The organism is Nocardia sp. NBC_00508 (assembly GCF_036346875.1).
Lineage (GTDB): Bacteria > Actinomycetota > Actinomycetes > Mycobacteriales > Mycobacteriaceae > Nocardia.
In genome coordinates, this window is record NZ_CP107852.1 from 7,051,402 (window position 1) to 7,072,017 (window position 20,616).

At 65.5% G+C, this 20,616-nt stretch carries 21 protein-coding genes; 8 read left to right on the forward strand and 13 right to left on the reverse strand.

Annotated elements, in window-relative coordinates; all coding sequences use genetic code 11:
* Window positions 1-254 precede the first annotated feature (254 nt).
* On the forward strand, window positions 255-710 hold the full coding sequence (locus OHA40_RS31685; protein WP_330230483.1) for a hypothetical protein: 456 nt from the start codon (window positions 255-257) through the stop codon (window positions 708-710).
* Between the two features lie 154 nt (window positions 711-864).
* Here OHA40_RS31685 and OHA40_RS31690 read toward each other — a convergent pair whose 3' ends face one another.
* From OHA40_RS31690 to OHA40_RS31700, 3 genes are all read right to left on the reverse strand, one after another.
* Window positions 865-1,410 carry a DUF3558 family protein gene (locus OHA40_RS31690; RefSeq protein ID WP_330230484.1) on the reverse strand — a complete coding sequence of 182 codons (546 nt, stop codon included), beginning with the start codon at window positions 1,408-1,410 and terminating at the stop codon, window positions 865-867.
* A gap of 84 nt (window positions 1,411-1,494) precedes the next feature.
* The gene (locus OHA40_RS31695) at window positions 1,495-1,776 is read right to left on the reverse strand and encodes a hypothetical protein (protein WP_330230485.1); all 282 of its coding nucleotides are present in this window, start codon (window positions 1,774-1,776) and stop codon (window positions 1,495-1,497) included.
* A 200-nt stretch (window positions 1,777-1,976) separates the two neighbouring features.
* On the reverse strand, window positions 1,977-2,990 hold the full coding sequence (locus OHA40_RS31700) for a BtrH N-terminal domain-containing protein (protein WP_330230486.1): 1,014 nt from the start codon (window positions 2,988-2,990) through the stop codon (window positions 1,977-1,979).
* A 464-nt stretch (window positions 2,991-3,454) separates the two neighbouring features.
* Here OHA40_RS31700 and OHA40_RS31705 point away from each other — a divergent pair, with 464 nt between their 5' ends.
* Window positions 3,455-3,760 carry a hypothetical protein gene (locus OHA40_RS31705; protein WP_330230487.1) on the forward strand — a complete coding sequence of 102 codons (306 nt, stop codon included), beginning with the start codon at window positions 3,455-3,457 and terminating at the stop codon, window positions 3,758-3,760.
* A 258-nt stretch (window positions 3,761-4,018) separates the two neighbouring features.
* On the opposite strand, the gene OHA40_RS31710 is transcribed toward OHA40_RS31705, so the two are convergent.
* Both OHA40_RS31710 and OHA40_RS31715 read right to left on the reverse strand, forming a co-directional pair.
* Window positions 4,019-4,291 carry a ubiquitin-like small modifier protein 1 gene (locus tag OHA40_RS31710; protein ID WP_330230488.1) on the reverse strand — a complete coding sequence of 91 codons (273 nt, stop codon included), beginning with the start codon at window positions 4,289-4,291 and terminating at the stop codon, window positions 4,019-4,021.
* Window positions 4,292-4,295: 4 nt separating this feature from the next.
* On the reverse strand, window positions 4,296-5,315 hold the full coding sequence (locus OHA40_RS31715; RefSeq protein WP_330230489.1) for a WD40/YVTN/BNR-like repeat-containing protein: 1,020 nt from the start codon (window positions 5,313-5,315) through the stop codon (window positions 4,296-4,298).
* Between the two features lie 547 nt (window positions 5,316-5,862).
* Between OHA40_RS31715 and OHA40_RS31720 the strand changes: the two genes are divergently transcribed.
* Entirely contained in the window at window positions 5,863-6,849 is a 987-nt protein-coding gene (locus OHA40_RS31720) for a DUF2332 domain-containing protein (RefSeq protein WP_330230490.1), read from the forward strand.
* On the opposite strand, the gene OHA40_RS31725 is transcribed toward OHA40_RS31720, so the two are convergent.
* From OHA40_RS31725 to OHA40_RS31740, 4 genes are all read right to left on the reverse strand, one after another.
* Window positions 6,841-7,599, reverse strand: coding sequence for a DUF2306 domain-containing protein (locus OHA40_RS31725; protein WP_330230491.1), 759 nt, complete (start codon window positions 7,597-7,599; stop codon window positions 6,841-6,843). The genes OHA40_RS31720 and OHA40_RS31725 overlap by 9 nt on opposite strands.
* Window positions 7,600-7,684: 85 nt before the next feature.
* A complete protein-coding gene (locus OHA40_RS31730; protein ID WP_330230492.1) occupies window positions 7,685-8,866 on the reverse strand; it encodes a lycopene cyclase family protein in 1,182 nt (393 codons plus the stop codon).
* Window positions 8,867-8,899: 33 nt separating this feature from the next.
* Entirely contained in the window at window positions 8,900-9,904 is a 1,005-nt protein-coding gene (locus tag OHA40_RS31735; protein ID WP_330234449.1) for a polyprenyl synthetase family protein, read from the reverse strand.
* Window positions 9,905-10,095: 191 nt separating this feature from the next.
* Window positions 10,096-11,166, reverse strand: a complete 1,071-nt coding sequence (locus OHA40_RS31740) for a hypothetical protein (protein WP_330230493.1) — start codon at window positions 11,164-11,166, stop codon at window positions 10,096-10,098.
* Window positions 11,167-11,308: 142 nt separating this feature from the next.
* On the opposite strand from OHA40_RS31740, the gene OHA40_RS31745 reads away from it, so the two are divergent.
* Complete coding sequence (locus tag OHA40_RS31745) at window positions 11,309-11,995, forward strand: TetR/AcrR family transcriptional regulator (RefSeq protein ID WP_330230494.1); 687 nt, start codon at window positions 11,309-11,311, stop codon at window positions 11,993-11,995.
* A 635-nt stretch (window positions 11,996-12,630) separates the two neighbouring features.
* Here OHA40_RS31745 and OHA40_RS31750 read toward each other — a convergent pair.
* From OHA40_RS31750 to OHA40_RS31760, 3 genes are all read right to left on the reverse strand, one after another.
* Window positions 12,631-13,197: a hypothetical protein gene (locus tag OHA40_RS31750; RefSeq protein ID WP_330230495.1), complete on the reverse strand. Its 567-nt coding sequence runs from the start codon at window positions 13,195-13,197 to the stop codon at window positions 12,631-12,633.
* 121 nt (window positions 13,198-13,318) lie between these two features.
* A complete protein-coding gene (locus OHA40_RS31755; protein WP_330230496.1) occupies window positions 13,319-13,735 on the reverse strand; it encodes a VOC family protein in 417 nt (138 codons plus the stop codon).
* Window positions 13,736-13,921: 186 nt separating this feature from the next.
* The gene (locus OHA40_RS31760) at window positions 13,922-15,118 is read right to left on the reverse strand and encodes an NAD(P)/FAD-dependent oxidoreductase (protein WP_330234450.1); all 1,197 of its coding nucleotides are present in this window, start codon (window positions 15,116-15,118) and stop codon (window positions 13,922-13,924) included.
* A 163-nt stretch (window positions 15,119-15,281) separates the two neighbouring features.
* Here OHA40_RS31760 and OHA40_RS31765 point away from each other — a divergent pair, with 163 nt between their 5' ends.
* Together OHA40_RS31765 and OHA40_RS31770 are read left to right on the forward strand one after the other, a co-directional pair.
* Window positions 15,282-15,428, forward strand: a complete 147-nt coding sequence (locus OHA40_RS31765; protein WP_330230497.1) for a hypothetical protein — start codon at window positions 15,282-15,284, stop codon at window positions 15,426-15,428.
* 220 nt (window positions 15,429-15,648) lie between these two features.
* Window positions 15,649-16,845, forward strand: coding sequence for a L,D-transpeptidase (locus OHA40_RS31770; protein WP_330230498.1), 1,197 nt, complete (start codon window positions 15,649-15,651; stop codon window positions 16,843-16,845).
* A 323-nt stretch (window positions 16,846-17,168) separates the two neighbouring features.
* Here OHA40_RS31770 and OHA40_RS31775 read toward each other — a convergent pair whose 3' ends face one another.
* Entirely contained in the window at window positions 17,169-17,801 is a 633-nt protein-coding gene (locus OHA40_RS31775; protein WP_330230499.1) for a TetR/AcrR family transcriptional regulator, read from the reverse strand.
* 145 nt (window positions 17,802-17,946) lie between these two features.
* Here OHA40_RS31775 and OHA40_RS31780 point away from each other — a divergent pair, with 145 nt between their 5' ends.
* Together OHA40_RS31780 and OHA40_RS31785 are read left to right on the forward strand one after the other, a co-directional pair.
* On the forward strand, window positions 17,947-19,371 hold the full coding sequence (locus tag OHA40_RS31780; protein WP_330230500.1) for an MFS transporter: 1,425 nt from the start codon (window positions 17,947-17,949) through the stop codon (window positions 19,369-19,371).
* Window positions 19,337-20,560 (forward strand): FAD-dependent monooxygenase, encoded by a 1,224-nt coding sequence (locus tag OHA40_RS31785; protein ID WP_330230501.1) that lies wholly within the window; start codon window positions 19,337-19,339, stop codon window positions 20,558-20,560. The genes OHA40_RS31780 and OHA40_RS31785 overlap by 35 nt, the downstream gene beginning before the upstream one ends.
* The last annotated feature ends 56 nt before the right edge of the window (window positions 20,561-20,616 follow it).

The window sequence follows — 20,616 nt, forward strand, 5'->3', positions numbered from 1 at the left end:
GTGCGAACCGGGTGTCCGCGATCGGCCGGGCCCGGACCGCCGTTATCGCGTAGGCTGCTTCGAGTCGCAGTGTCAGCAAGGAGTTTCGCGCAATGGGCCAACCGTTTCAGCCCGGACCGCCGCCGCAGAATCCGCCGCTGCCACCAGGTCAGGGGTGGGGAGCAGCGCTCGTAGGCCCACCTGTCGGACAGCCAGTTCCGGGCTATCGGCCGGGCGGCGGACGGGGTGCGGCCGATGCGATAGCCGCGGCCGCATTGGCGCTGGCGGCGATCCTGTATCTCGTGCGCAGGATCTGGTCCTACGTTCAGTTCGGCAAGTTCTTCTCCAGCGACGTCATTCTGATCATCAACGTTCTGTTCGCCCTGTTCGCCGCGATTCTGCTGCTCACGGCGAGCAAGCCCGCGACCGCCCGGATCGTCGGCGGGATCGCAGCCGGTATGACGTTCGCGCCCAATGCCAGTTACGTCTCCAGCGCCTTCGATCGCAGTTTCCGGGCCGGCCGCAGCGCGTGGGAAGACGGTGGTTGGCTATCGATCCCGGTGACACTTATCGCGCTCGTCGCAATCGGCGCACTGCTCGCGGCGGCGTCCAGCGTGGGATCGCAGCGCGTCGCAGGAGCTGGCTTCCAGCCTTCGAACCCGTGGCCTCATCCACCGATGGGCCAACCGTCCGCCCACTACCCCAGCCAGCACCAGCCGCCACCACAGTGAGCCTCCCCTGGGGAGCGCGCGCTCAACGGGCGGCCATCTCGCCGTCCGACGACCGCGTCGCAGACAACGCTCGTAGGGGACGTGATCGGCGCGGCTGCCCGACGAGTGGCCGGGGACGACTTTCCATGTGTGAGGGCCGGACAGCCGCGTGGGCTCAGCGCAAGCGAGCCGAAATGGTGCTGGCGACGTCGATGGTCTTGGCGCAGATGTCCCAGTCGACACCAGCGCTGACGCCGGGGGCGGCGATTCCGAGGTAGAACGATCCGCCTGAGGCCACCGAGACGTAGACCGAGCAGCTGCCGTTGCGGCTGTCGGGACGGATGCTGGGCGCCAGCGTGGCCCGGCGACCCTCGATCGTGATGATCTGCTCGAGCGGATCACGCACCCTGCGTTGATCCAGATCGCTGAGATCGCTGGTCTGCGGGGCGAATCGGATGGTGAAGCTGCCCGAAAGCCCAGTTTGGATGGAGAACCAGGTGCAGCTGGGCAGCTGCTGCGGAGGCGTGGTGGGCTTTGGGTCGGGTTGGAGGACGAAGCGGGCGGTATCGTCCGCGCCCAGCACACTGCACGGGTGGTAGGTGAGATCAGCCAGCGTCCATGGCGGCAACGGCGCCGGCGAGGTAGTGGCGGCGCTCGACGACGCGCCCGGTCGCGGGGATTCGTCGTTGCGACACGCGGCGACCGGCACGACCGCCGTCACGGCAGCCACCACCGCGAGCGCGCACCGGCAGCGACCACGCATAGAATTCGACATCACCCCATCGCTCCGATCACACCAGATCGGCTACGCCGTGAACAGCGCAGCGAGCAGCAGCATCGAGGTGATGACGCACGCCGGTGTCGCGATCCTGATGGCGCGCCTCCTACCTTTCCTGGGGAAGGCGCAGGGAAGCGTCAGAGCGCAAACGACTCCGGCGAAAACGGCCAGCATCGTTCCGCTGATCAGTCCATAGCCGTGGGGGTCCCGCGCGGGATCGGCCGAGAACCGCGAGCTGAGCGCGACGTACGCGCACATCGACCACAACGCGCCTGCGGCGGCGCCGACGACGCCGGCGACGATGCGCACAGCGGCATCCCGCCACGAGTGGTCTTGTGTAGGAGGCGAATCCGGATTGGAACGGAGCAGGCGATGCGGCGAGTGCGGCTCATCCACCCCTTCAGCATGCCATGTGAATCACCCGCTGGTTGGTCGCGAAAGCTACCTCGTAGCTGCCCGCGACATTTTTGCACCGACCTCAACCGGCCGATCGACGGTTTTTGAAGCTGTCAGGGCTGGATCGTGTTGGGAGCTTTACTCTCTAGGCGGCTCAGTGCCTGCATGGCCTCGCGCTCTATGCGTGAAAGATCGCAGAGGGTGGTGCCTGCCTGTACGAGGTACTGCGCATGGCCTGATTCACCGGCTTGTGTGATCAGTGCTGCGACTTCCGTCCAGAGGGTGGCTGCCTCGGTGTACAGCCCGTGGCCGGTGCGCAGGTGGCTGCTGTCGAGCGTTTGGGTGCATTCGGCGAGGAAGTCGCGGTAGAAGTTGCGGAACAGGGCGCCGCCGGTGCCGGCCTTCTCCATCAAGAGGGCGGCCTGCGCTAGGTCCCGCTGCGGGTTGTCGGTCCGCTGGAGCCATGTGCGCACCAGCTTGCCGGCCTTCTCGATGCCTCGGTGGCCGAGGTTGGCGATGGGCGGGTTGAGGAAGGCGTCGGCGCAGGCGGTGATGGCGGGAATGATCTGGCCCTGTGGGGAGGGCAGGTTCCTCGGAGCGGTGAGGGTGAAGGATCGGCGCTCGGCGGTCATCGGGCCGCGCGCGGCCCTGGCCTGGGCGAGGCTGGTCAGGGTGGTGGATACCGTGCCGCCTTGCTGGGCGGTGTCCACCAGGTAGGCGTCGTGGTCGTCGTAGCCGTACATAGCAACGACATGACCGCCGAAGTGCACCTTCGACCGGAAGTAGTCCAGGTAGTAGCTGTCGAGCTGCAGTCCGACGGGGTGGCCGGCGTCGATGGGGGCCACCACGTTCTCCCATGCCCTGCGCGCGGAGGTGGTCTCCCGGACCAGCAGCTCCAGCCCGAGTCTGGTGGCCAGGTTTCTGGTGAGGTCGAAAGGCTTGACCCGTCCCCCGAGGAAGGGGAAGCCCATGTTCTTACTGTCCCAGTAGACGAAGGACAGACCGGAGCCGAGGCCGAAGAGCATAGGCTCGGACAGATCGAGTCCCTGGTGGCGCAGTAGCACTCCCAGAGCTGTCGTCTCGCAGTGCTGTGTACCGCGGGCATCAATGTCTATCACCGTGGTCATGCCATGCCTTCCTGGGCGCAGATCATCAGCCGGTCATCAGCTCTTCCCGCGGTGCCTCTGCCTGCCCGCCGAGATAGGACTCACGTACGGGCGCTTGCGTGCGCAGCCCGCGCTCGTGGAGGGCGACGAAGAGAGCGCTCCCATCATGTTGGACTCTCCCATGGTGGGAGAGTCCAACGCTGTACGGAGGCGGCGCGCTGATCAGCTACGGGTTCGGCGGCGCGGTCGTTCGACGGGTGTTGACGGCGGCGCCGCCGACGGAGGCGGCGAGCGGCCCTCGATATGAAGGATCAGAGCAATCGGCATTCCGTAGTCGGTCTGGGTACTCCCGGCGTACCATTCTTCGTTGCAGTGTGCACGTTCTCTCCTGAGCAACCACGCAGTTTCTGCTCGTTACCGCTCGGACGGCTCGTCCGGGATGGTTACCGATTCAGACCGCACGGAACCAGGACAAGGAGATCGTCATGAAAGCCACACGCCTCGTTCGTATGGGTCTTCCCCCGTTTCTCGCCGCCGCGGCGGCGCTGCTGTTCTGTCCGCCGACCGCGTCCGCGCAAGATATGTGGGCATACAACTGCTCGTCCCATTCACCGCTGTGGGAAGGCAGGGTGACCGCTGTGGAGTGCACTGCGTCGGACGGTGCACCGGTGAGCGGCGAGATCACGCAACCGTTTGTGGTGAACGGTGGCGAGCCTGTGAGCTGTTCGTCGGGATGGGTCCACCTCCCGGACGTGATGGGCAAGGAATGCGGATCGGAGCCGATTCAATAGCTGATCGACTGCGTTGGCGAGTGGGCCTTGTCGAAGTCGGCAAGGTCTACTCGCTCCCGCGGCCATGCTCGCAGCCCCGGGCGCCGGCCCACAGCCGTTCGCGCCACTCGTCCGGCACCGACAGCCCGAATTCCACAGCGTGGATGCCCATCTGCAATCGGACCAGCTGGACATTCAGCACGGTTAGCGCGGCGTGCGATGAAGATGCGAAGGACGCGCCATCGCAATCCGGCGGAGGTGGATCTCGACACGGCGCAGTCACCCGCCGGCGACCGAGGGAATGATCATGACCTCGGCGCCCGCGCCGATGGGTGTGTCCAGGCCATCCAGGGTGCGGCATTCGTTGCCGTTGACGTAGAAGTTCACGTAGCGACGCAGTTTTCCGCTCTCGTCGCGAAGCCGGCGTTCCAACGCGGGAGACCGCTCGCCGAGGGCGTCCAACACGTTTCGGAGGGTCGCCCCGTCGACGTCGAGTTCCTTCTCACCGCTGACGTACGTACGCAGCATGGACGGCAAATGCACGCGTGCCATGACGTTATCCGATCACTGCCGCGCGCACACACAACACGTCCGGCAGCTTGTCGACCACGAGCTGCCAGTGTTCGCCTTCGTCGGCGCTGCAATACACCTCGCCGTTGCGGGTGCCGAAGTAGATGCCCGTCGGGTCGGCGTCGTCCGCGCACATGGAATCGCGCATGACCGCCGCCCAGAACGGCACCTGCGGGAGCCCGTCGGTCTTCGCGGACCACGTCTCGCCGCCGTCCTCGCTGCGGTACACGGCGCAGGTGGCGTCCGGCGGAAATCGGAATCGCTCCATGTCCGCGACCAGCGGGAACGTGTATATCACGCCGGAACGCCGAGGGTGCGCGACGATGGGAAAGCCGAAGTTGGACGCCGGCAACCCGCCGTCGATCGACTGCCAGCTCGCACCGTCGTCGGTGCTGCGGAACACGCCACCGTGGTTCTGCAGATACATGGTGCTCGGCGTCTCGGCGTCCAACGCGACCTTGTGTACGCACTGCCCCCACTCCGGCAACTCGCCTGGCATGAAATCGGCTGTGACGCCCTTGTTCGTCGGCTTCCACGACGCCCCGCCATCGGATGTCTGATACACGCCGCCGGTGGACATGGCGACCGCGATCCGCTGTGTGTCTGTCGGATGCGGGAGGACCGTGTGCAACGCCAACCCACCGCCGCCCGGCGTCCACTCCGGACGGTGCGGGTGTTCCCACAGGGCTCTGACCAGCTCGAACGTCCTCCCGCCATCGGTGGAGCGGAACAACGCCGACGGTTCGACGCCCGCGTAGACCACGTCCGGCTCCGCGCCTGTCGCGGGCGCGATCTGCCACACGCCCTGCAACGCCGCCTCGGTGTCCGGAGGGAACGCCAACGGTGCATCGTCCGGCTCACTCCACGTCTCGCCAAGATCGTCGCTGACCACCATCGTCGGCCCGAAATGGCTGTCCAGCACTCCCGCGAGCACGCGAGGCACCTCCCGCCGAGTGTCGATCGCCAGCGCCTTCACGTCGGCTACTGCGAACCGCGGTGCACTCACGCTCCAGCTCGACCGACCGTCCTCGCTTCGCGCCAAGAACAACCCCTTGCGCGTCCCGATTCCGAGCAATACGTCCACTGGCCGACCTCCATGCCGTTACCGCCACGCCGACGCGCGCGAGCCTACTCCGCAGGCACGACAGAACTCGCCAGAACGTGAGACGCGACGCGTGCTGCCCACCGGTCATGTCGGCCTGACATTTCCGCGACCGGCCCTTTCTCGACTGTGGCCGCTGATAGATACGGAAGGTTCGCTGAAACGCAGCGAGTCGTCGAGCAACCGGAAGCCTCCGTGGTCCGGCCGCAGCCGCGTAGCACCGGCTGACCTTCAGAGAACCGGAATGGTGACTTCGATCGGCCCGAGGCGCGGTGGCACTACCGTCGGCGGGGTTTGTGCGGCAGCACCAACTCGATGGTCGGCTGCACCCGGCCGGGGATGTAGCCGTGCATCGCCGCAACCTCGTCACACCCATCCCCGCCGCCGATCGCCGAACCAGAACAGGATCCGGTGGCTGGTCAGCGAGTGGGTATTCGGATAGAACGATGGTGTGGATCGGGAGACGACGGCTGGCCGGTATCGACGTTTCGCCGAATTCGAGGCTCGGGGTAGTTCGTCGTGCTATGAGTTGTGGACGTTGGGGATCGCGTCGGATCGGCGGCTGCTGTCGTTGATCGATCGGCTTCCGGTGGAGAAGAGGCAGCCGAATCTTGTGCTCGCGGCGGCGCGCTATCTGGGGGTCGCCGAGGCTTCGTTTCCCGAGTTCAGGGACTGGGTGTTTCAGCACTGGGATGCTGTCGCGCAGGTAGTGATGACGCGAAGGACGCAAACCAACGAGGTCGGCAGGGCCGCGGTGCTTGTTCCGGCGTTAGCGCAGCTTGCTGGTTCTTTGGCATTGATCGAGGTGGGTGCGTCTGCGGGGCTGTGCCTGTATCCGGATCTGTTCAGCTATCACTACGACGATCGGGATGTGCTGCATCCTGCCGGTGGCGCTTCCGGTGTGAGGTTGTGGTGTGCGACCTCGGGGAAGCCGCCTATTCCGGATCGGTTGCCCGAGGTTGTGTGGCGGGCGGGTGTCGATTCGAATCCGCTGGACGCGAACGATGCCGACGAGATGCGGTGGCTCGAGTGCCTGACCTGGCCTGGACAGCCCGAACGGTTGCGGCGGCTGCGCGAAGCGGTGGCGATTTCTCGGTCCAGGCCGGTGGATGTGGTGTCCGGCGACCTGAACGAGACCGTGGCCGAGTTGGTTGACGCTGCGCCGCAGGGGGCGACGGTGGTGGTCTTCCATAGCGCTGTCTTGGCCTATCTGAGCACCGACGAGCGCCGCCGCTTCGAGCGGACGATTCGGGGCCTGCCCTGCCATTGGCTGTCGAACGAAGGCTGCGGGGTCGTTGAATCGGTGGCTGCTCAGCTTCCTACGCCGGCGCAGAACACTCCTGGGCGGTTCGTTGTTGCGCTGGACGGGGTTCCGTTGGCATATGCCGGTGCTCATGGTCAGACCCTTGATTGGTTTCGCCGCGCCGCGTCACCCTGACTTCCCCTCCCGCTCGGGCACGGCAAGGAACTTCGCGGCAGGTCGTGCGCGACGGAAGTCTCGCTCCAGCCACCACTGGACAGCCAGCAACGGCACGGTCCAGCTCAGCCAGGCCACTGTGCCGCCGACGGCCTGGCGGAGCAGTGCCTCGTTGCCACCGAAGGTCGTGTCGAGCTGTGGTTCCAGCGCGATGAACACCAGCACTGCCCACACCCGGTTGGTGATGATCGAGAGGGTGAGGGCGAAGCTGCGGATCATCCACCGGCGGTGGTCGGCGTAGCGGTGTTGGCGGGCCGCACGGAATCCGATGACGGTGCATCCCAGCCAGAGGACGGCGAGCATGAGGTTGCTGGCCATGGCCACGGGACCGAACGGGGTCGTCGCACCGAGTACCAGCGCGGCCACACCCGCGGGGACGACACCAACGAAAACGTAAGCGCGGCCGACCATCCGGTGCGCCGCCGGATACTTGCGGCGCAATCGTGGCCACACCTGCAGACAACAGGTGAGCATGGCGATGGACCCGAATATCACGTGCGCCACCAGCACCGGATAGTGCAGCGCGACAGTGGGTTGCTGAACCCTCGACAGAGCCGGATCGAACGTCAGATATCTGGGGAGCGAGAACGCAACGAACAGCACGGCGACGACCGCCAGCGGCAGTATCCAGGGTCTGCGCCACCAGCGCGGGCGGGGATCGAGAACGGAGTGGCGTCGAGTCGGCGCAGGAATGGTGTCTTCGGTGGTCACGGACCGACGGTAGAAACCGTGGGCGCGGGCGGACATCACCCTCGAGTGCTGTTCTGGATCGGCGGTGCAATACCGAGGTTGTGTCTCAGTGCTGTGGACGCGCTGTGGAGGTCGGCAGCTGACTGAAAGGGTAGTCCGTCCAACGGTTGCGGTTGGTCCAGCCGATGAAGTCGAACCGCCAATGAAACGGCCATGTGTGGGCGACGGTATCGACCAGCACGGCGCCGAGTGTCGCGTAATCGTCGCGGGTGGACAGCACGGCGCGCTGGCCCCGTGGCGAGGTGTTGAAGAAGGAGTCGAACGCGGCGATTGATTGTTCGGTGGTGAGTCTGCCCAGTCCCCATAGGCCGCGGGTGCGCATCCAATGCACCAGCCTTGTTCGCCATGGCCATAGCGCAGCGATAGGGTCGCTTCCTTCTTGAAGGGCTGCGACTGCGGTGTCGGCCATGGCGAGTGAATCGGCCACGCTGTATCCGGTTGCGGGATTCATCATGCCACCGCGGGAGCCGAACGGGATTACCTGCCCGGCACCGTGTTTGGGCGGCGGTTGATCCAGCGGGTAGTGGGCGGCTTCGCTTCTTTCCGTCCCGGTTAGTCGGATGCCATGAGCGACAAGCCGGTTCAGCGTTCGCCTGCGTAGCTCGCGCTGTGGCATGCCACCGGCCAAGCCGAGGCTCGTTTCCTCGAAGACGACCGTTCCGTCGCCGAGTGGCATCGCGTAGAGAAATGAGGGCGGCTCCTTCGGGCCGGCGCCGTTGTCGGGACGCCAGTCCATCAGCAATCCGTCACCGTCGTCGATCATCGGTGCTGCGAGGTCGGCGTCGACGAAGATGCCGTGGGCGCTTGCTGTGCGGCGCCGACCGGGGGACGTCAGCCCACGGGCGTCGAAAACTGTTGTCGCGGTGATTGTTGTTCGATCGGCGAGTTCCACCCGATGCGGCTCGATATGGGTGGCGCGGCCCGCCACGACGAGGACATTGTCGAGCGGCAGCGCTGCGTGCAGTTCGGGTTTGGATAGTACGCAGTACTGCCGGTTGACGCGGTGGTGCGTCGTGGTCCAGATGGTGGGTCTCGGGATGCGGGTGGCAATCACTGTGGCGGGCAGCCATGGCGGCAGCTCGTCGGCCCAGCAGGCGTACGTGGGTGACCACAACCGATCCGGGCGCGGATCCACCGCGGCGACCGTCATCCCGGCCCGCATCGCGCGGTGCGCCAACGCACGACCGGTGGGCCCGAGCCCGACTACGCACATATCAACCTCTCGCATTCAGCGAACCTCTGTGGGAGTCAACTTTTCGACCTATTCGACGCGTTCGACGAAATAGCGCACGAATCGCCGCAGCGCGTCAGTGGCAAAACCACAAGGCAGAGCGGACAGTTCAGCGTCGGCCACATCGGCGTAGGCGCGTAGCACCTCCTTGGCCGAGGCCATGCCGCGCGAACGCGACAACAGCTCCAGTGCTTCCTCCACCTCCGCACCGCTCTCTACCGGCCGGATCAGCAGCTCTCGTAGCTCGGCGCCCGTCGCGCCCTCTTCTCGCAGCGCGTACACCATCGGCAGGGTGTGCATGAGCTTGCGCAGATCGGTTCCGTATCGGCCGGACACCGATGAAGTGCTTACGATGTCCTCGGAGATCTGCACAGCGGTTCCCGCGGCGGCGCCGAACCTGGCCAGCAGTTCGACGTGGTCGTGGCTTGCACCAGAGAACATGCCGCCGAGGCGGCAGCACGCACCGATCGATGATCCGGTCTTCTCCGCCACCACCTGCAGATAGTGCTCGACCGTGTTCGGGGACTGGGCACTGCGTTTCTCGCGCACCTGGCCGGTGACCACCGCGGCAAATGTCTCTGCGACGATCCGCGTCGCTTTCGGACCGAGTGTGGCTGCCAGGCGTGAGGCGTGTGCGGACAGGTAGTCGCCGGTCAAGATGGCGATGTCGTTACCCCGATGGAGGGTTGTGCTGGAGGCGGCGCGATGCTCTGGGGCCTGGTCTCGTACGTCACCGTGATACAGCGTGGCGAGATGAACGAGCTCGGCGACTGCGGCCGCACTGAGGACTGCTGGATCGGCTGACCATGGACCGAACTGTCCGGCGAGGAGGGTGAACAGTGGTCGAAAGCGCACGCCTCCGGTCTCTGTCCGGTGCGGCGCGGGATGTTGCAGGAGGGTATCCAGATCTTCCGTTACTCTGCCCAGGAGTTTCTCGACATCTGCCAAGGCGGTGCACACTGTTGCTGCTAGCTCGGTATCACCGAGATCGATACCAGCGATGGTGTGTTGCGTGCCTGCGGTATTATTGACCATTTGCTCACTTACTGTGTCAGCGAAGAAGTTTCGCGTAGTCCCAATCTGCCGATTGGAGTTACTGCGACGGCTGTCGGTCACGATGGTGCACTCGTCGGCGGGCAGGTCTTCGATCTCGTGGTAAGGCGAAACCTGCGGCGTCGGGATCAACACCCGGCCTCGGCGGGTGCTATGTCATCCCCGGTGACGAGTTATGTGGTCACACTGCGCTTCTGCGGCGATTGGATTCGCTGATTCAGGCGCGACAGCAGGTAGGCCATGGCGGCGATCATCACGATGCCGATGGCGATCGCGAGGCCGGCCGATCCCCAGTCGTAGTCGTTGGCGGCGGGCGCGGTGACAACCGCGAACAGTGTCCGGCCGATCAATGCGCCACCGGCGAGCCATATCCAGTGCTGGTCGGACCATCCAGCCGTGGCAGACCAGCGATAGACCAGCCATCCCGCGGTGGCCGCGATCGCCGCGGCCACGATCATCGGGATCGCGACCCATCCGCCGCTGCCGACCGCGGGCCCGTCCGGCAGATGGTCCGGGGGCAGGCCCAGCGGCATCAGCAGGCCGAGAAAGCAAGCGGCCGCGACACCGGCGACCACGGCGACGACGACCCGGTGCGGGGTGCGTCCTGCCGGGGCTGCCGGGGGATTCCAGCCGGGAAGCACGCGCAGGGCAATGACGAGCAGTGCGGTGATCGCGATGAGGATCGCGAGGACGACAGATAGGGGTGTCTGGTATCCGGGGTCCTGGGTGGCGGGAATGAACAGTCGCAGCAGTACGACGCCGATCACGGCAGCCACTGCCGCCGTGGCGAGACCGCCACGCCGCAGGTACGGGCGGCCACGGTGGCTCGGGAACAGCAGATCGGCCAGCAAAACCGGGATCAGCACACTGAACACCGTGTGGTATCCGATCTGCGACTCCCAGTAGACGGTATTGAATCCGAGTATCCGGGGACCCCACTCGGCCGCGTGGTACAGGTTCGGGCTGGTCAACGCCTGCAGACCGAGACCGTCCTCGACGAGCTCGTACACCAGGCCCATCACCAGCAGACTCGGCCAGCCACCGCCGAACCGGACAACCAGCTCACGAAGGAACAAGACACCGGCGCCGTACATGACCACCAGAGCCGGTAACAGCAACCACATCGCCGGCATCGTCACCCCGGAGAACGTGGCCTCCGCGCTGACCGGGGCGAGCACGACCAGCGTCCATGCCGCCTTGCGGTTTCCGTCGGCAGGTGCTGCGACTGGGGACCGATTCGACAAGTTTCTCCTCCATCCAAAATTTACCCCGCTGAGTAATTTTCCATACCGTAGCGACGGGAGGCAGGATGGACAATCGGAGTCTCACCATGTCCGGGAATAGTCGGATCGGGCGCGACGCGACCAACGAGGGGAGTTAGTTCCGATGCCACCCACCACCTCCCGGCGTGCTGCCGCGACAGCTGCACGGCGTGCGCAGATCATTGCGGCAAGCATCGCCACCATCGCCGAACTCGGTTACCGCCGAACCACATTCGGCCGGATCGCGGAGCGGGGCGGATTGAGCAGCACCCGGCTCATCTCCTACCACTTCGCCAGCAAGGACGACCTGGTCGCCGCCGTCGTAGCCGACATCTTCACCTCGATCAATGAGTTCCTGATCGACCGAGCACGCGAGGATCCGGCCACCCGCCCACTCCAGAACCCACCAGATACCGTGCAACGCCCCCGGAACAGCTCCGGCGCCGACGAACTGCGCGCCTACATCACCGGAGTGGTCGCCTTCGTCGACGCGCACCGCGTGCGGATGCGAGCGCTACAGTCGATCTTCGCCGCCGTTCACGACGAGCCGCGTAACGCCGCCGCCTACAGCCCGGACACCGACCGGGGGGTCCTCGGCCATATCGAAGACATCCTCCGACACGGACAAGCACGCGGCGAGTTCCGGGCATTCGACACGTTCACCATGGCGGCCGCCATCCAACGCTCACTCGGCGGACTGCCCCTGCTGCTGCAGACCAAGCCCGACCTCGACCTGCGCGATTACGCCACCGAACTGGTGACGCTCTTCGACCTCGCAACCCGCCACCCCAACCACAAGCCGGATAGGTAGGAGGAATCCGCCGCGGGAGTGTCTGACGGTTTCCGGCCCCGCACGACAACGCCACGGCCGTCCACCGGAACATCGGCCACCTCCGTCTGTATCTGCTTCAGGCGGGTGGTGGCTTCCTCCGTCTTCGGGTTCGCGTCGTCGTCGCCGGCCAGGGCCAGTTCTTCGAGTTCGACTTCGACCGCTCTGTCGCGCGGCGGTGCACCCCGGGAACTGGTCAGTGCCGTTCACAACGCTGAATCGCAGTCTCCGGCCCTGTCTGCGGCCTGACTCGACAGTGGGATGACCATCAAGGCGCAGCCAGGGTGTAATGCCGGTGAGCCGTCGGGGACGGTTCAATGGTCGTCGGCGCTCGGCTGCTACGCGAACACGAACGGGTCGACGTGCAACAGCGCGGAACCTAGTGCAGGCCAGCCGAGTTCGCGATGGCGTCGCGCTCGGCGAACATGGGGACACCGGGCAGCAGTTCGGGCGGAACAGTCGCACTGATTCGGGGTGCGTTCGGCAGCCGTGATCAACGGAGGCTGGATCGCTCGAGCTGACGGTTGGTACGCCTGGTCGACCACCGTCGGCGGGCCCTTTGGCCCCGTGCGCACAGTAGACCCCGAACCGCCGTGGCGGAACAGGTTTGGGGTGGACTAGCTGACCTTGTATTCGACGGTGCAGTCGCCGTTGGTGTAGTTCTGGCCGGATCCGTGGTTGGCAGCTGCCAGTACCAGCGGGATTCGGCCTGGTTTGGTGTTCACGTTGGAGATGGTCAGCACGTTGTCGGAGCCTTGGACCCGCGCGGTGGTTTCGGCTTGACCGTTCTTGCCGGTATCGAGATTCGACCAGGTGACGCGGAACGTCTGATCGTAGGGAGTCTCGGATTTCGCATCAGTGTGCATGGTCAGCGTGATCGACCCGTTGTTGTCCGGTTCCACGAATACCTCGCTCGATGCCTCGACGGAAAAGTCGTCCGGTGTCGGGTAGGTGATGGTGCACAGTTTTTCCGATGACGAGCTCGGCGCGGCGAGAGCTGCGGGTGCGCCGACGAGTGCTGCCGCACTCAGGCAGGAGATTGCGGCGAAGCTCGAAAACCGTGAGTACATAAGCGAATTCATCAAAACCTCTCGAGTGAAGCGTCTTCCCCGGGATAACCAGCCTGAGCCTAACAGGACGGTGCCGACGGTCGGTTCGACACGGTCGTGGCCAGGGTCGTGCATCGACTCGGTCAGGGAATCGCGCTTCCAGGACGGCGCCGGTGATGGCTGCGGTCTATGCCCGGACGTTTAGTGGTAGGGGTGAGCGGCATGCGGTGCCGCGCCTGCACGACGGGAGGGGTGATCACCGCTTGCGTACGACCAATTCCAGCGCGATGTTGTCCGGATCGCGGAATTCCAGAATGTACATGGGACCGAGGTCTTTCACGCCCTCGTGAGCGATGCCGAGTTGGTCGAGCAAGGTAGCCGCCGAATCGAGATCCGACCGTGTGGCAAGGGCAAAAGCGAGGTGGTCGAGTCCTACTCGATCTTCGTCGAACTCGTCGCTGGCGACGGGACGAAGTCCGAGCAGTGCATCACCCATCTGGTAGATCACACCGCCGAAGAGGAATCCGAGTCGCTCACGCGTGGCGTCGTCTGCGTCCGCGGGAACCTCCCAAGCGATCGGCCAGCCGAAGACTGCGTCATAGAAGGCCCGCGATCTGTCGATGTCGGTCACTGTCAAGCGGACATGGTCGAACGAACTGGTGGTGATCGGCATGGTCTAGATCCTGGCACGATTACCCGGCTCCGTTCAGGCGACCTGGGTTTCGGTATTCGCCGGGCTCGGCAGGTGTGCGGCGCAGGTAGCCCGCTAAATACTCCAGCCGGGCTTCGTGATCATGGTGTAAGTCGGGATCGATGCTGGTAGTGGCTGCGTCGCGCGCGATGGTAGTCGATGGGCGGACTAGGGCCCGTGCTCGGGCGCGGCCTGCAGTTCGGGCGCGGCGGCGGCCAGCAATGCGTCACGGTCGCGGCTCAACGGAGGATAGATACGCCGGGTGTTGATGGCGCGCTTGGTGTCTTTAGCCTTCTCGCCACACGCGACCACGTGGCGGTCCCAGCCCTCGGTATACACCGCACCTGCCGGTCCCAGATCGAGAACCGTGACATACCAAGGGATCCGCAACGGCTTCACGGGCTTGCCCAGAAGATCGCCGATGACGTTGTATCCGGCCCATCGGCCCATCGGGCGACTGTGCTGGCAGGACATCACCGACATATGCTCGTCGTCCATTTGTGCGGCGGCGACGTCACCGGCGGCGAATACCCCGGGCACACCGCAGACCCGCAGATAATCGTCGACGGGCAGTCGACCCAACCGGTCACGGTCGACCCCGAAGTCCGCGGTCAGCGGGTTGGCCCGCATACCGGCACACCAGACGACGGTGGCGGCGGGCACCACTTCACCCGAGGAGAGCGTCACGCCGCGCTCGTCGATGGCGACGACCCCGACGCCCAACTTGGTCTCGATCCCGGTGTCGGCCAGCGCCGCCTCGATGACCGGTCGCGCCGATGCGCCCATGTCCGAGCCGACGAACCGGTTGCGGTCGATCAGGATGACCCGCGGTGCGACGGCACGCGTGGCAAAGGCGTCGGCGAGCATCGCGGGCAGCTCAGTCGCCTCTTCGATCCCCGTCAAACCTGCCCCGACGACGACTACTGTCGCGGCCGCCGGGTCAGCGGAGCCCTCGGCAAGCCGGCGCAGGTGGGCTTGCAGTCTGGTCGCTGCGTCATGGGTGTCGATGTCGAAACCGAACTCCCGCAGGCCAGGGATATCGGGCTTGACCACCTGGCTGCCCAACGCGAGCACCAGCCGGTCGTAGCCATCAGCGCCGGCGGTGGATTCCACGACCCGCGCCACAGCATCGATCGCCGTCACTTCGCCGACGATGTGCTTGATTCCGACCGGATCGAGAAGAGCGCTGAGCGGGATGCGGGATGTGCTCAGATCGCGTTCATAGTCGCGCACCCGGATGTCGTGGTACGGCGTGGAACTGATCATCGTGACATCGACGGTTCCGACCGCCACACCGAGCTCGTCAAGCCGCCGGGCCGCCGCGAGCGCCGCCCACAGACCCGCAAACCCGGACCCGAGAACCATGACACGCGAAGGATCGGTCACTGCAGCGCGCTGCACATCGTCATTCTAATACTCCAGCCGGGCTTCGTGATCGTCGATGCTGCTGGTCGGGGCGCTGGAAGTGGGGTGGCCACGGAGTGATCATATTGTGTTTGTCTGGGACACAACTGAATTGGCGGTAGCCGTGTTCGGTAGCGTAGTCACTGAGTGGTGCACCGACCGCGGTTGGACCGGCGAGCGCGTCTACCTCACCGACTACATCCGCGACCTCGGACGTACTCCGGCCGCCGACCAGTCGTTGATCAACCTGGTCACCGTCGTGCGGCCCTGAGCAGGTTTCGGCTGACAGTTGCGCGCCAGCGGACCGTGTAACCGTCCGTGTCTCGCAGACCGCCGATGACCGTTTTACGAGAATCCGGATCGATCGAGGAACGGTATCGGTTGTGCGACGGATCGGTGGAGATGCCGCTCGTCGGTGTCTCAGTCGGCGCGTAGCTGCCGCATGCTGGCGGATAGAGGTCGGCCCCACACCGGTCGAAGGGAGATACACAGTGGCATTGGGACGTCGTCGGCTGCTGATCGGCTTCGCCGGTGCGGGTGGCCTCACCCTGGCCGGATGCGGGCTGGCGCGAGAACTCGCGCCGCCACCCGAACCCGCCACAATCCGATTCGATCCCCCACCCGGCGCCCACGACGTCGAAGCGCGCAGCACCGGCACGGTCACGGTCACCGACGGGACGCTGCGGTCGGTCGAATGGATCGATGAAACGGGCAGATCACTGCCAGGCACATCGGCACCCGATCATCGAACCTGGACCAGCGCCGAACCACTCGGCTACGGACACACCTACACCGCGAAAGCCGTGGCACACGGCGAAACCGGCGACGTCACCGTGACGGCCACCTGCACCACGGTGCAACCGCAACGACTCATCGACGTTTCGCTGCGTTCCGCCAATCTCGTCGAGCTGGCCGAAAACGACACCTACGGAGTGGGTTTCGTGCTCGTCGCCCATTTCGACGAACCCGTCGACCGGGCAGCCGCGGAACGCCACCTGAAGGTCGCCACCCAGCCCGCCGTCACCGGTGCCTGGTACTGGCTCGACGATCAGAACGCACACTGGCGGCCGGAGCGCTATCACGCACCGGGAACCAGGATCACGGTCACGGCCGAACTCTTCGGCCTCGCGCTCGGCGAGGGCCGCTACGGCTTGCGCGACCAACGGGTGTCGGTGATCATCGGCCCAGCGCACGTCGCGATCGCCGATGACGACACCAAGCAGATCGAGGTCTTCGACAACGGAAACCTGGTGCGCACCATGCCCACATCGATGGGCATGGGCGGCACCGCGGTCGTCGGTGGCAGATTCCTGTCGTTCTGGACCCGCCCGGGCATCTATACCGTGCTGGACCGAATGCACCCGGTGATCATGGACTCCGCCACCTACGGCCTGCCCACCAACTCCGGGCTCGGCTACCGCACGAGCATCAACCACGCGGTCCGCATCAGCCACGGCGGAATCTTCGTGCACGAACTGGCCGCAAGCATGTGGGCCCAAGGCAACACCAACGTCTCGCACGGCTGCCTGAACCTCTCCCCCAACGATGCCGCATGGTTCTACGACTTCGTCATACCCGGCGACGTCGTCGAGGTCCGCAACACCGGCGGCGACTCCCTCGACATCTGGGAGAACGGCGATTGGAGCATCCCCTGGCCCGACTGGCTTCGCGGCGGCGCCCACACGTGACACGAAAGGCCAGTTCGCCGGCGGACACCCAGCGCCAGAGTTCAGGCAGGTCGGAGGTGTGCGTCCAGGTCACCTCGCGATCCAGACGGGCGGCGTCGGAGTACACGTCGAGCCGCAGGTGCGGGATCGCGGTTGGAGTCGGCATTCACCGCGGACCGCCTGTCCACCTCCAGACGGGAACTCCTGGAGACGGACGGGCGGTTCTGCTCTTCAAGCATCCGCCGGCCTGAACTGGTAATCGAGCTATTGCCTGAGCGCGCAGTGTGTGCCGAGTCCGGCTGCTGTGAATGGAGCAGGCGACGGCCAGCCCGAGTCCGGCGTGATCACCCCGTCCGGTATGCCCGGAGAAACGTCCGCACTCCTTCGACGATGAGTGGCCTGATACGGGTGTCCTTCGCGGCGTTGGCGGAACCGAATCGGCTGAGCGCGACCCCGAAGGTCAGCGCGATGAAGTGGTCGGCCGCGAGTCGCGCGTCGGGGACATCGAGCAGCCCTGCACGGGCGAGGGCGGCGAACCGTTCACCCATGGCCTCCTCGGGCGCGTCGGTCAAGGCATGGTCGTCGCGGTGTGGCAGGTGATCGGATCCAGTCCGGACCAGTCGTTGCAGCGTGGTGTACTCCGCCGAGTCGAGCATGTCGGTCGCGATCTGCATCGAGAACGTGACCAGGGCGGCCTCCAATTCGGCGGCGTCGGTGAGACCGTCGAGCGTGTCGTCGAGGGTGCGCCGGATCGTGTCGAGCAGTGACTGGCCAACTGTGTCGAAAACCGCGTGCAACAGGGTCTGCTTGTCGCCGAAGTAGTCGTAGACCGTCCGCTTGGACACCCCGGCACGGGCGGCGACCGCGTCGACGCTCGACCGCTCGAAACCGTCGGCGACGAACAACTCCCGGGCCGCCGAGAGGATGGCGGCCCGCTTCTGTGCGGACCCTGCGCGCAGCGTCTTCGCGTCTGGCATGAGCGGATCGTAGCATCACTACACTGCACCGTGTAGTGTAGTGCCATCAAGTGCCGAACCGTCATCTGGTTGCCCAGGGAGCCCGGGCGCACACATCAGGCACGGTCCACGCCCTTACTCACACCCAACGATGAAAAGGACGTCTATGTCCGAAACACTGGTTTCCCCGGTCCGCATTGGGAGGCCGGCGATAGGTGCCCTCGGCATCCTGGCACTTGCCCTCGGCAGCCTGCAGTCAGTGGTAGACCCCGCGCTCCCGCTACTACAACGTGAGCTGGGGATCACCCCTTCCGAAGGGGCGTTGATCACCAACACATTGCTCATCACCGGCGCGGTTGTCGCACCCATCGCAGGCAAGCTCGGCGATCGCTACGGCGGAAAGCGAGTGCTGGTCCGGCTCATGGCGGTGGTCTCAGCCGGTGGCCTGTTGGCCGGCCTGGCGCCGAACCTGCCGGTGTTGTTGCTCGGCCAGGTATTGCAGGGCGCGATGGTCGGCGCGCTGCCTCTCTCTTACATCTTGGTGCGCAAGCACCTCCCGGCAGGTGAGACGCAGGTGGCGATCGGGCTCGTTACCGGGCTGTTCACGGCCGGCGCCATGGTGGGAACGTTGATTGCCGGGCCAATCGCGGAAGGACTGTCTCGGCATTGGATGTTCGCGCTGCCGACGATCGCGATCATCGCGACGACGCTGATCGTGTCCCGGCTGATGCCGCATGATCCGCCGATCCAGACGGACGACAGGATCGACTGGCCTGGCGCGAGTCTGCTGAGCGGGACGTTGCTCGCGCTCATGCTCGGGCTCATGCTGGTGACCAGCGGAGGCCTGCCGCCGCTCGCGGTCGGTGCCATCGCGGTGGTCGTGGCCGCTCTCGCGACCGGATGGGTCGTCGTCGAGCGCCGGACAGCCTCGCCGATGGTCGATCTGCGAATGCTGGCAAGGCCCGCGATGTGGAGTTCGTGCGTGCTGACCTTCTTCATGACCACCGGTTTCGGGATGGTGATGTTCCTGGTCCCACAGCTGTTCGCGGTATCGGCCGACGGGTACGGCTTCGGGGCCGGCACCACCGACATCGGACTGTTCCTGATGCCCGGCGCCATCGCCGGGGCGGTAAGCGGGGCGCTCGGCGGGATCGCGGCGCGGCGTTTCGGTCCGCGTGCCGTGGTCATCGCATGCACCGTCGTCACAGTGGTCACCGTGATCACTCTGGCATCGCTGCACACCGCGGAATGGCAGCTCGTCATCGCGAAAGTGCTGACCGCGTTCGCCGCCGGCGTCGGCAGCACGGCGTTGCTTGCCAGCACCGCCACCACCGTCGAGACCAGGGACGCCGGTATCGCCACCAGCCTGCTCGTGGTGACACGCGTGATCGGAGCCGCCTTGGGCGTCCAGGTCGCCGGCGCGATCCTCGCCGCCGGGACCGACCCGATGTCGGGCCAGCCGACCGAATCGGCCTTCGTCACAGGTCTTGTCATCGCCGGCCTCGTCGCCGCACTGTCCCTGTTCGTTGTTCGTGTCACCAAGAAGGAACCGAGGCATGACATCTACCAGTCTGTCGATGGACGTGAGTAATACCTCGAAGCGCAACGTTCTGATCTCCGGGTCCGGTATCGCCGGACCCGCGCTGGCGTACTGGCTGCACCGATCCGGATTCGCGGTCACGGTGGTGGAGAAGGGAAGTGCGCTGCGCGGGGGTGGCTACCCGATCGACGTGCGCGGTACCGCGATAGAAGTCGTCCGGCGGATGGGGATACTGCCGCAACTGCAGGACGCACACATCGACTCGCGGCGGTTCACCTTCCTCAACGCCGATGGCAGTCAGGTGGCCTCGGTCCACCCGTATGCCGTCGCCGGGAGTATCGAGGGACGGGACCTCGAGGTGGGTCGAGGGGATCTGGCTGCGGCCCTCTACACAGCGATCCGCGACGACGTGGAAATCCTGTTCAACGATTCCATCGACACCCTCGACCAGCTCGGACACGGGGTCGACGTTGCCTTCCGAAACGGGCTACGGCGCACATTCGACCTGGTGTTCGGCGCCGACGGTATGCACTCACACACCCGGGAGCTGCTATTCGGCCCCGAAGAGCAGTTCCACCGCTACCTCGGCTACTGCTTCGCCATATTCACCATGCCCAACACCTTCGGGCTCTCTCGCGAGCTCACGCTGTGGAACACCCCGGGCAAAGCCGCAGCCCTCTATGCCACCGGCCACCACGACGAACTGCATGCCTTCCTGAACTTTCACCAACCAGAACCGCCGTTCGAAGCTCTCCGGAACCCTGACGCACAGCGGGACCTGGTCGCCGCGGCTTTCGCCGACGCAGGATGGGAGGTCCCCAGCATTGTCAACGCCATGCGCGACGCGGATGACCTGTTCTTCGACATGGCCGCCCAGATCCGCATTCCCAGCTGGTCGAGCGGCCGGGTCGCGCTAGTCGGCGACGCCGCGTACGCACCCTCGTTCCTGACTGGACAAGGCTCCAGCCTCGCGCTTGCCGGAGCCTACATGCTCGCCAATGCCCTGGCCACGAAACGGAACCACGCCGCAGCTTTCGCCGCCTACGAACACAACACGCGAGAGTTCGTGGCCATGAACCATGCGCTGGTCGACCACGGTGGGGCAGCGCTCTTCCCCACCACGGCGCGCGCCCTGGAGCAACGCAACACTATGCTGCGTGACCTCGTCACCACGCCCCCAACGACACCACGACCGGCCCACTCAGCCCTTTCGCTGCCTGAATTCGTCCCAATGTCATGACACAGCCGCACCAAATAAAATGCGGACGCAGCACCTGCGGTCGCACGAACGCCGCC

What these genes read in the sequence shown, in the direction of transcription:
- OHA40_RS31775 (WP_330230499.1), bottom strand. Translation starts at nt 17,801, where the DNA reads ATGCCAGACGCGAAGACGCTGCGCGCAGGGTCCGCACAGAAGCGGGCC.
- OHA40_RS31785 (WP_330230501.1), top strand. Translation starts at nt 19,337, where the DNA reads ATGACATCTACCAGTCTGTCGATGGACGTGAGTAATACCTCGAAGCGC.
- OHA40_RS31750 (WP_330230495.1), bottom strand. Translation starts at nt 13,197, where the DNA reads ATGCACGACCCTGGCCACGACCGTGTCGAACCGACCGTCGGCACCGTC.
- OHA40_RS31700 (WP_330230486.1), bottom strand. Translation starts at nt 2,990, where the DNA reads ATGACCACGGTGATAGACATTGATGCCCGCGGTACACAGCACTGCGAG.
- OHA40_RS31735 (WP_330234449.1), bottom strand. Translation starts at nt 9,904, where the DNA reads ATGGTCAATAATACCGCAGGCACGCAACACACCATCGCTGGTATCGAT.
- OHA40_RS31745 (WP_330230494.1), top strand. Translation starts at nt 11,309, where the DNA reads ATGCCACCCACCACCTCCCGGCGTGCTGCCGCGACAGCTGCACGGCGT.
- OHA40_RS31705 (WP_330230487.1), top strand. Translation starts at nt 3,455, where the DNA reads ATGAAAGCCACACGCCTCGTTCGTATGGGTCTTCCCCCGTTTCTCGCC.
- OHA40_RS31755 (WP_330230496.1), bottom strand. Translation starts at nt 13,735, where the DNA reads ATGCCGATCACCACCAGTTCGTTCGACCATGTCCGCTTGACAGTGACC.
- OHA40_RS31730 (WP_330230492.1), bottom strand. Translation starts at nt 8,866, where the DNA reads ATGCGAGAGGTTGATATGTGCGTAGTCGGGCTCGGGCCCACCGGTCGT.
- OHA40_RS31760 (WP_330234450.1), bottom strand. Translation starts at nt 15,118, where the DNA reads ATGGTTCTCGGGTCCGGGTTTGCGGGTCTGTGGGCGGCGCTCGCGGCG.
- OHA40_RS31710 (WP_330230488.1), bottom strand. Translation starts at nt 4,291, where the DNA reads ATGGCACGCGTGCATTTGCCGTCCATGCTGCGTACGTACGTCAGCGGT.
- OHA40_RS31780 (WP_330230500.1), top strand. Translation starts at nt 17,947, where the DNA reads ATGTCCGAAACACTGGTTTCCCCGGTCCGCATTGGGAGGCCGGCGATA.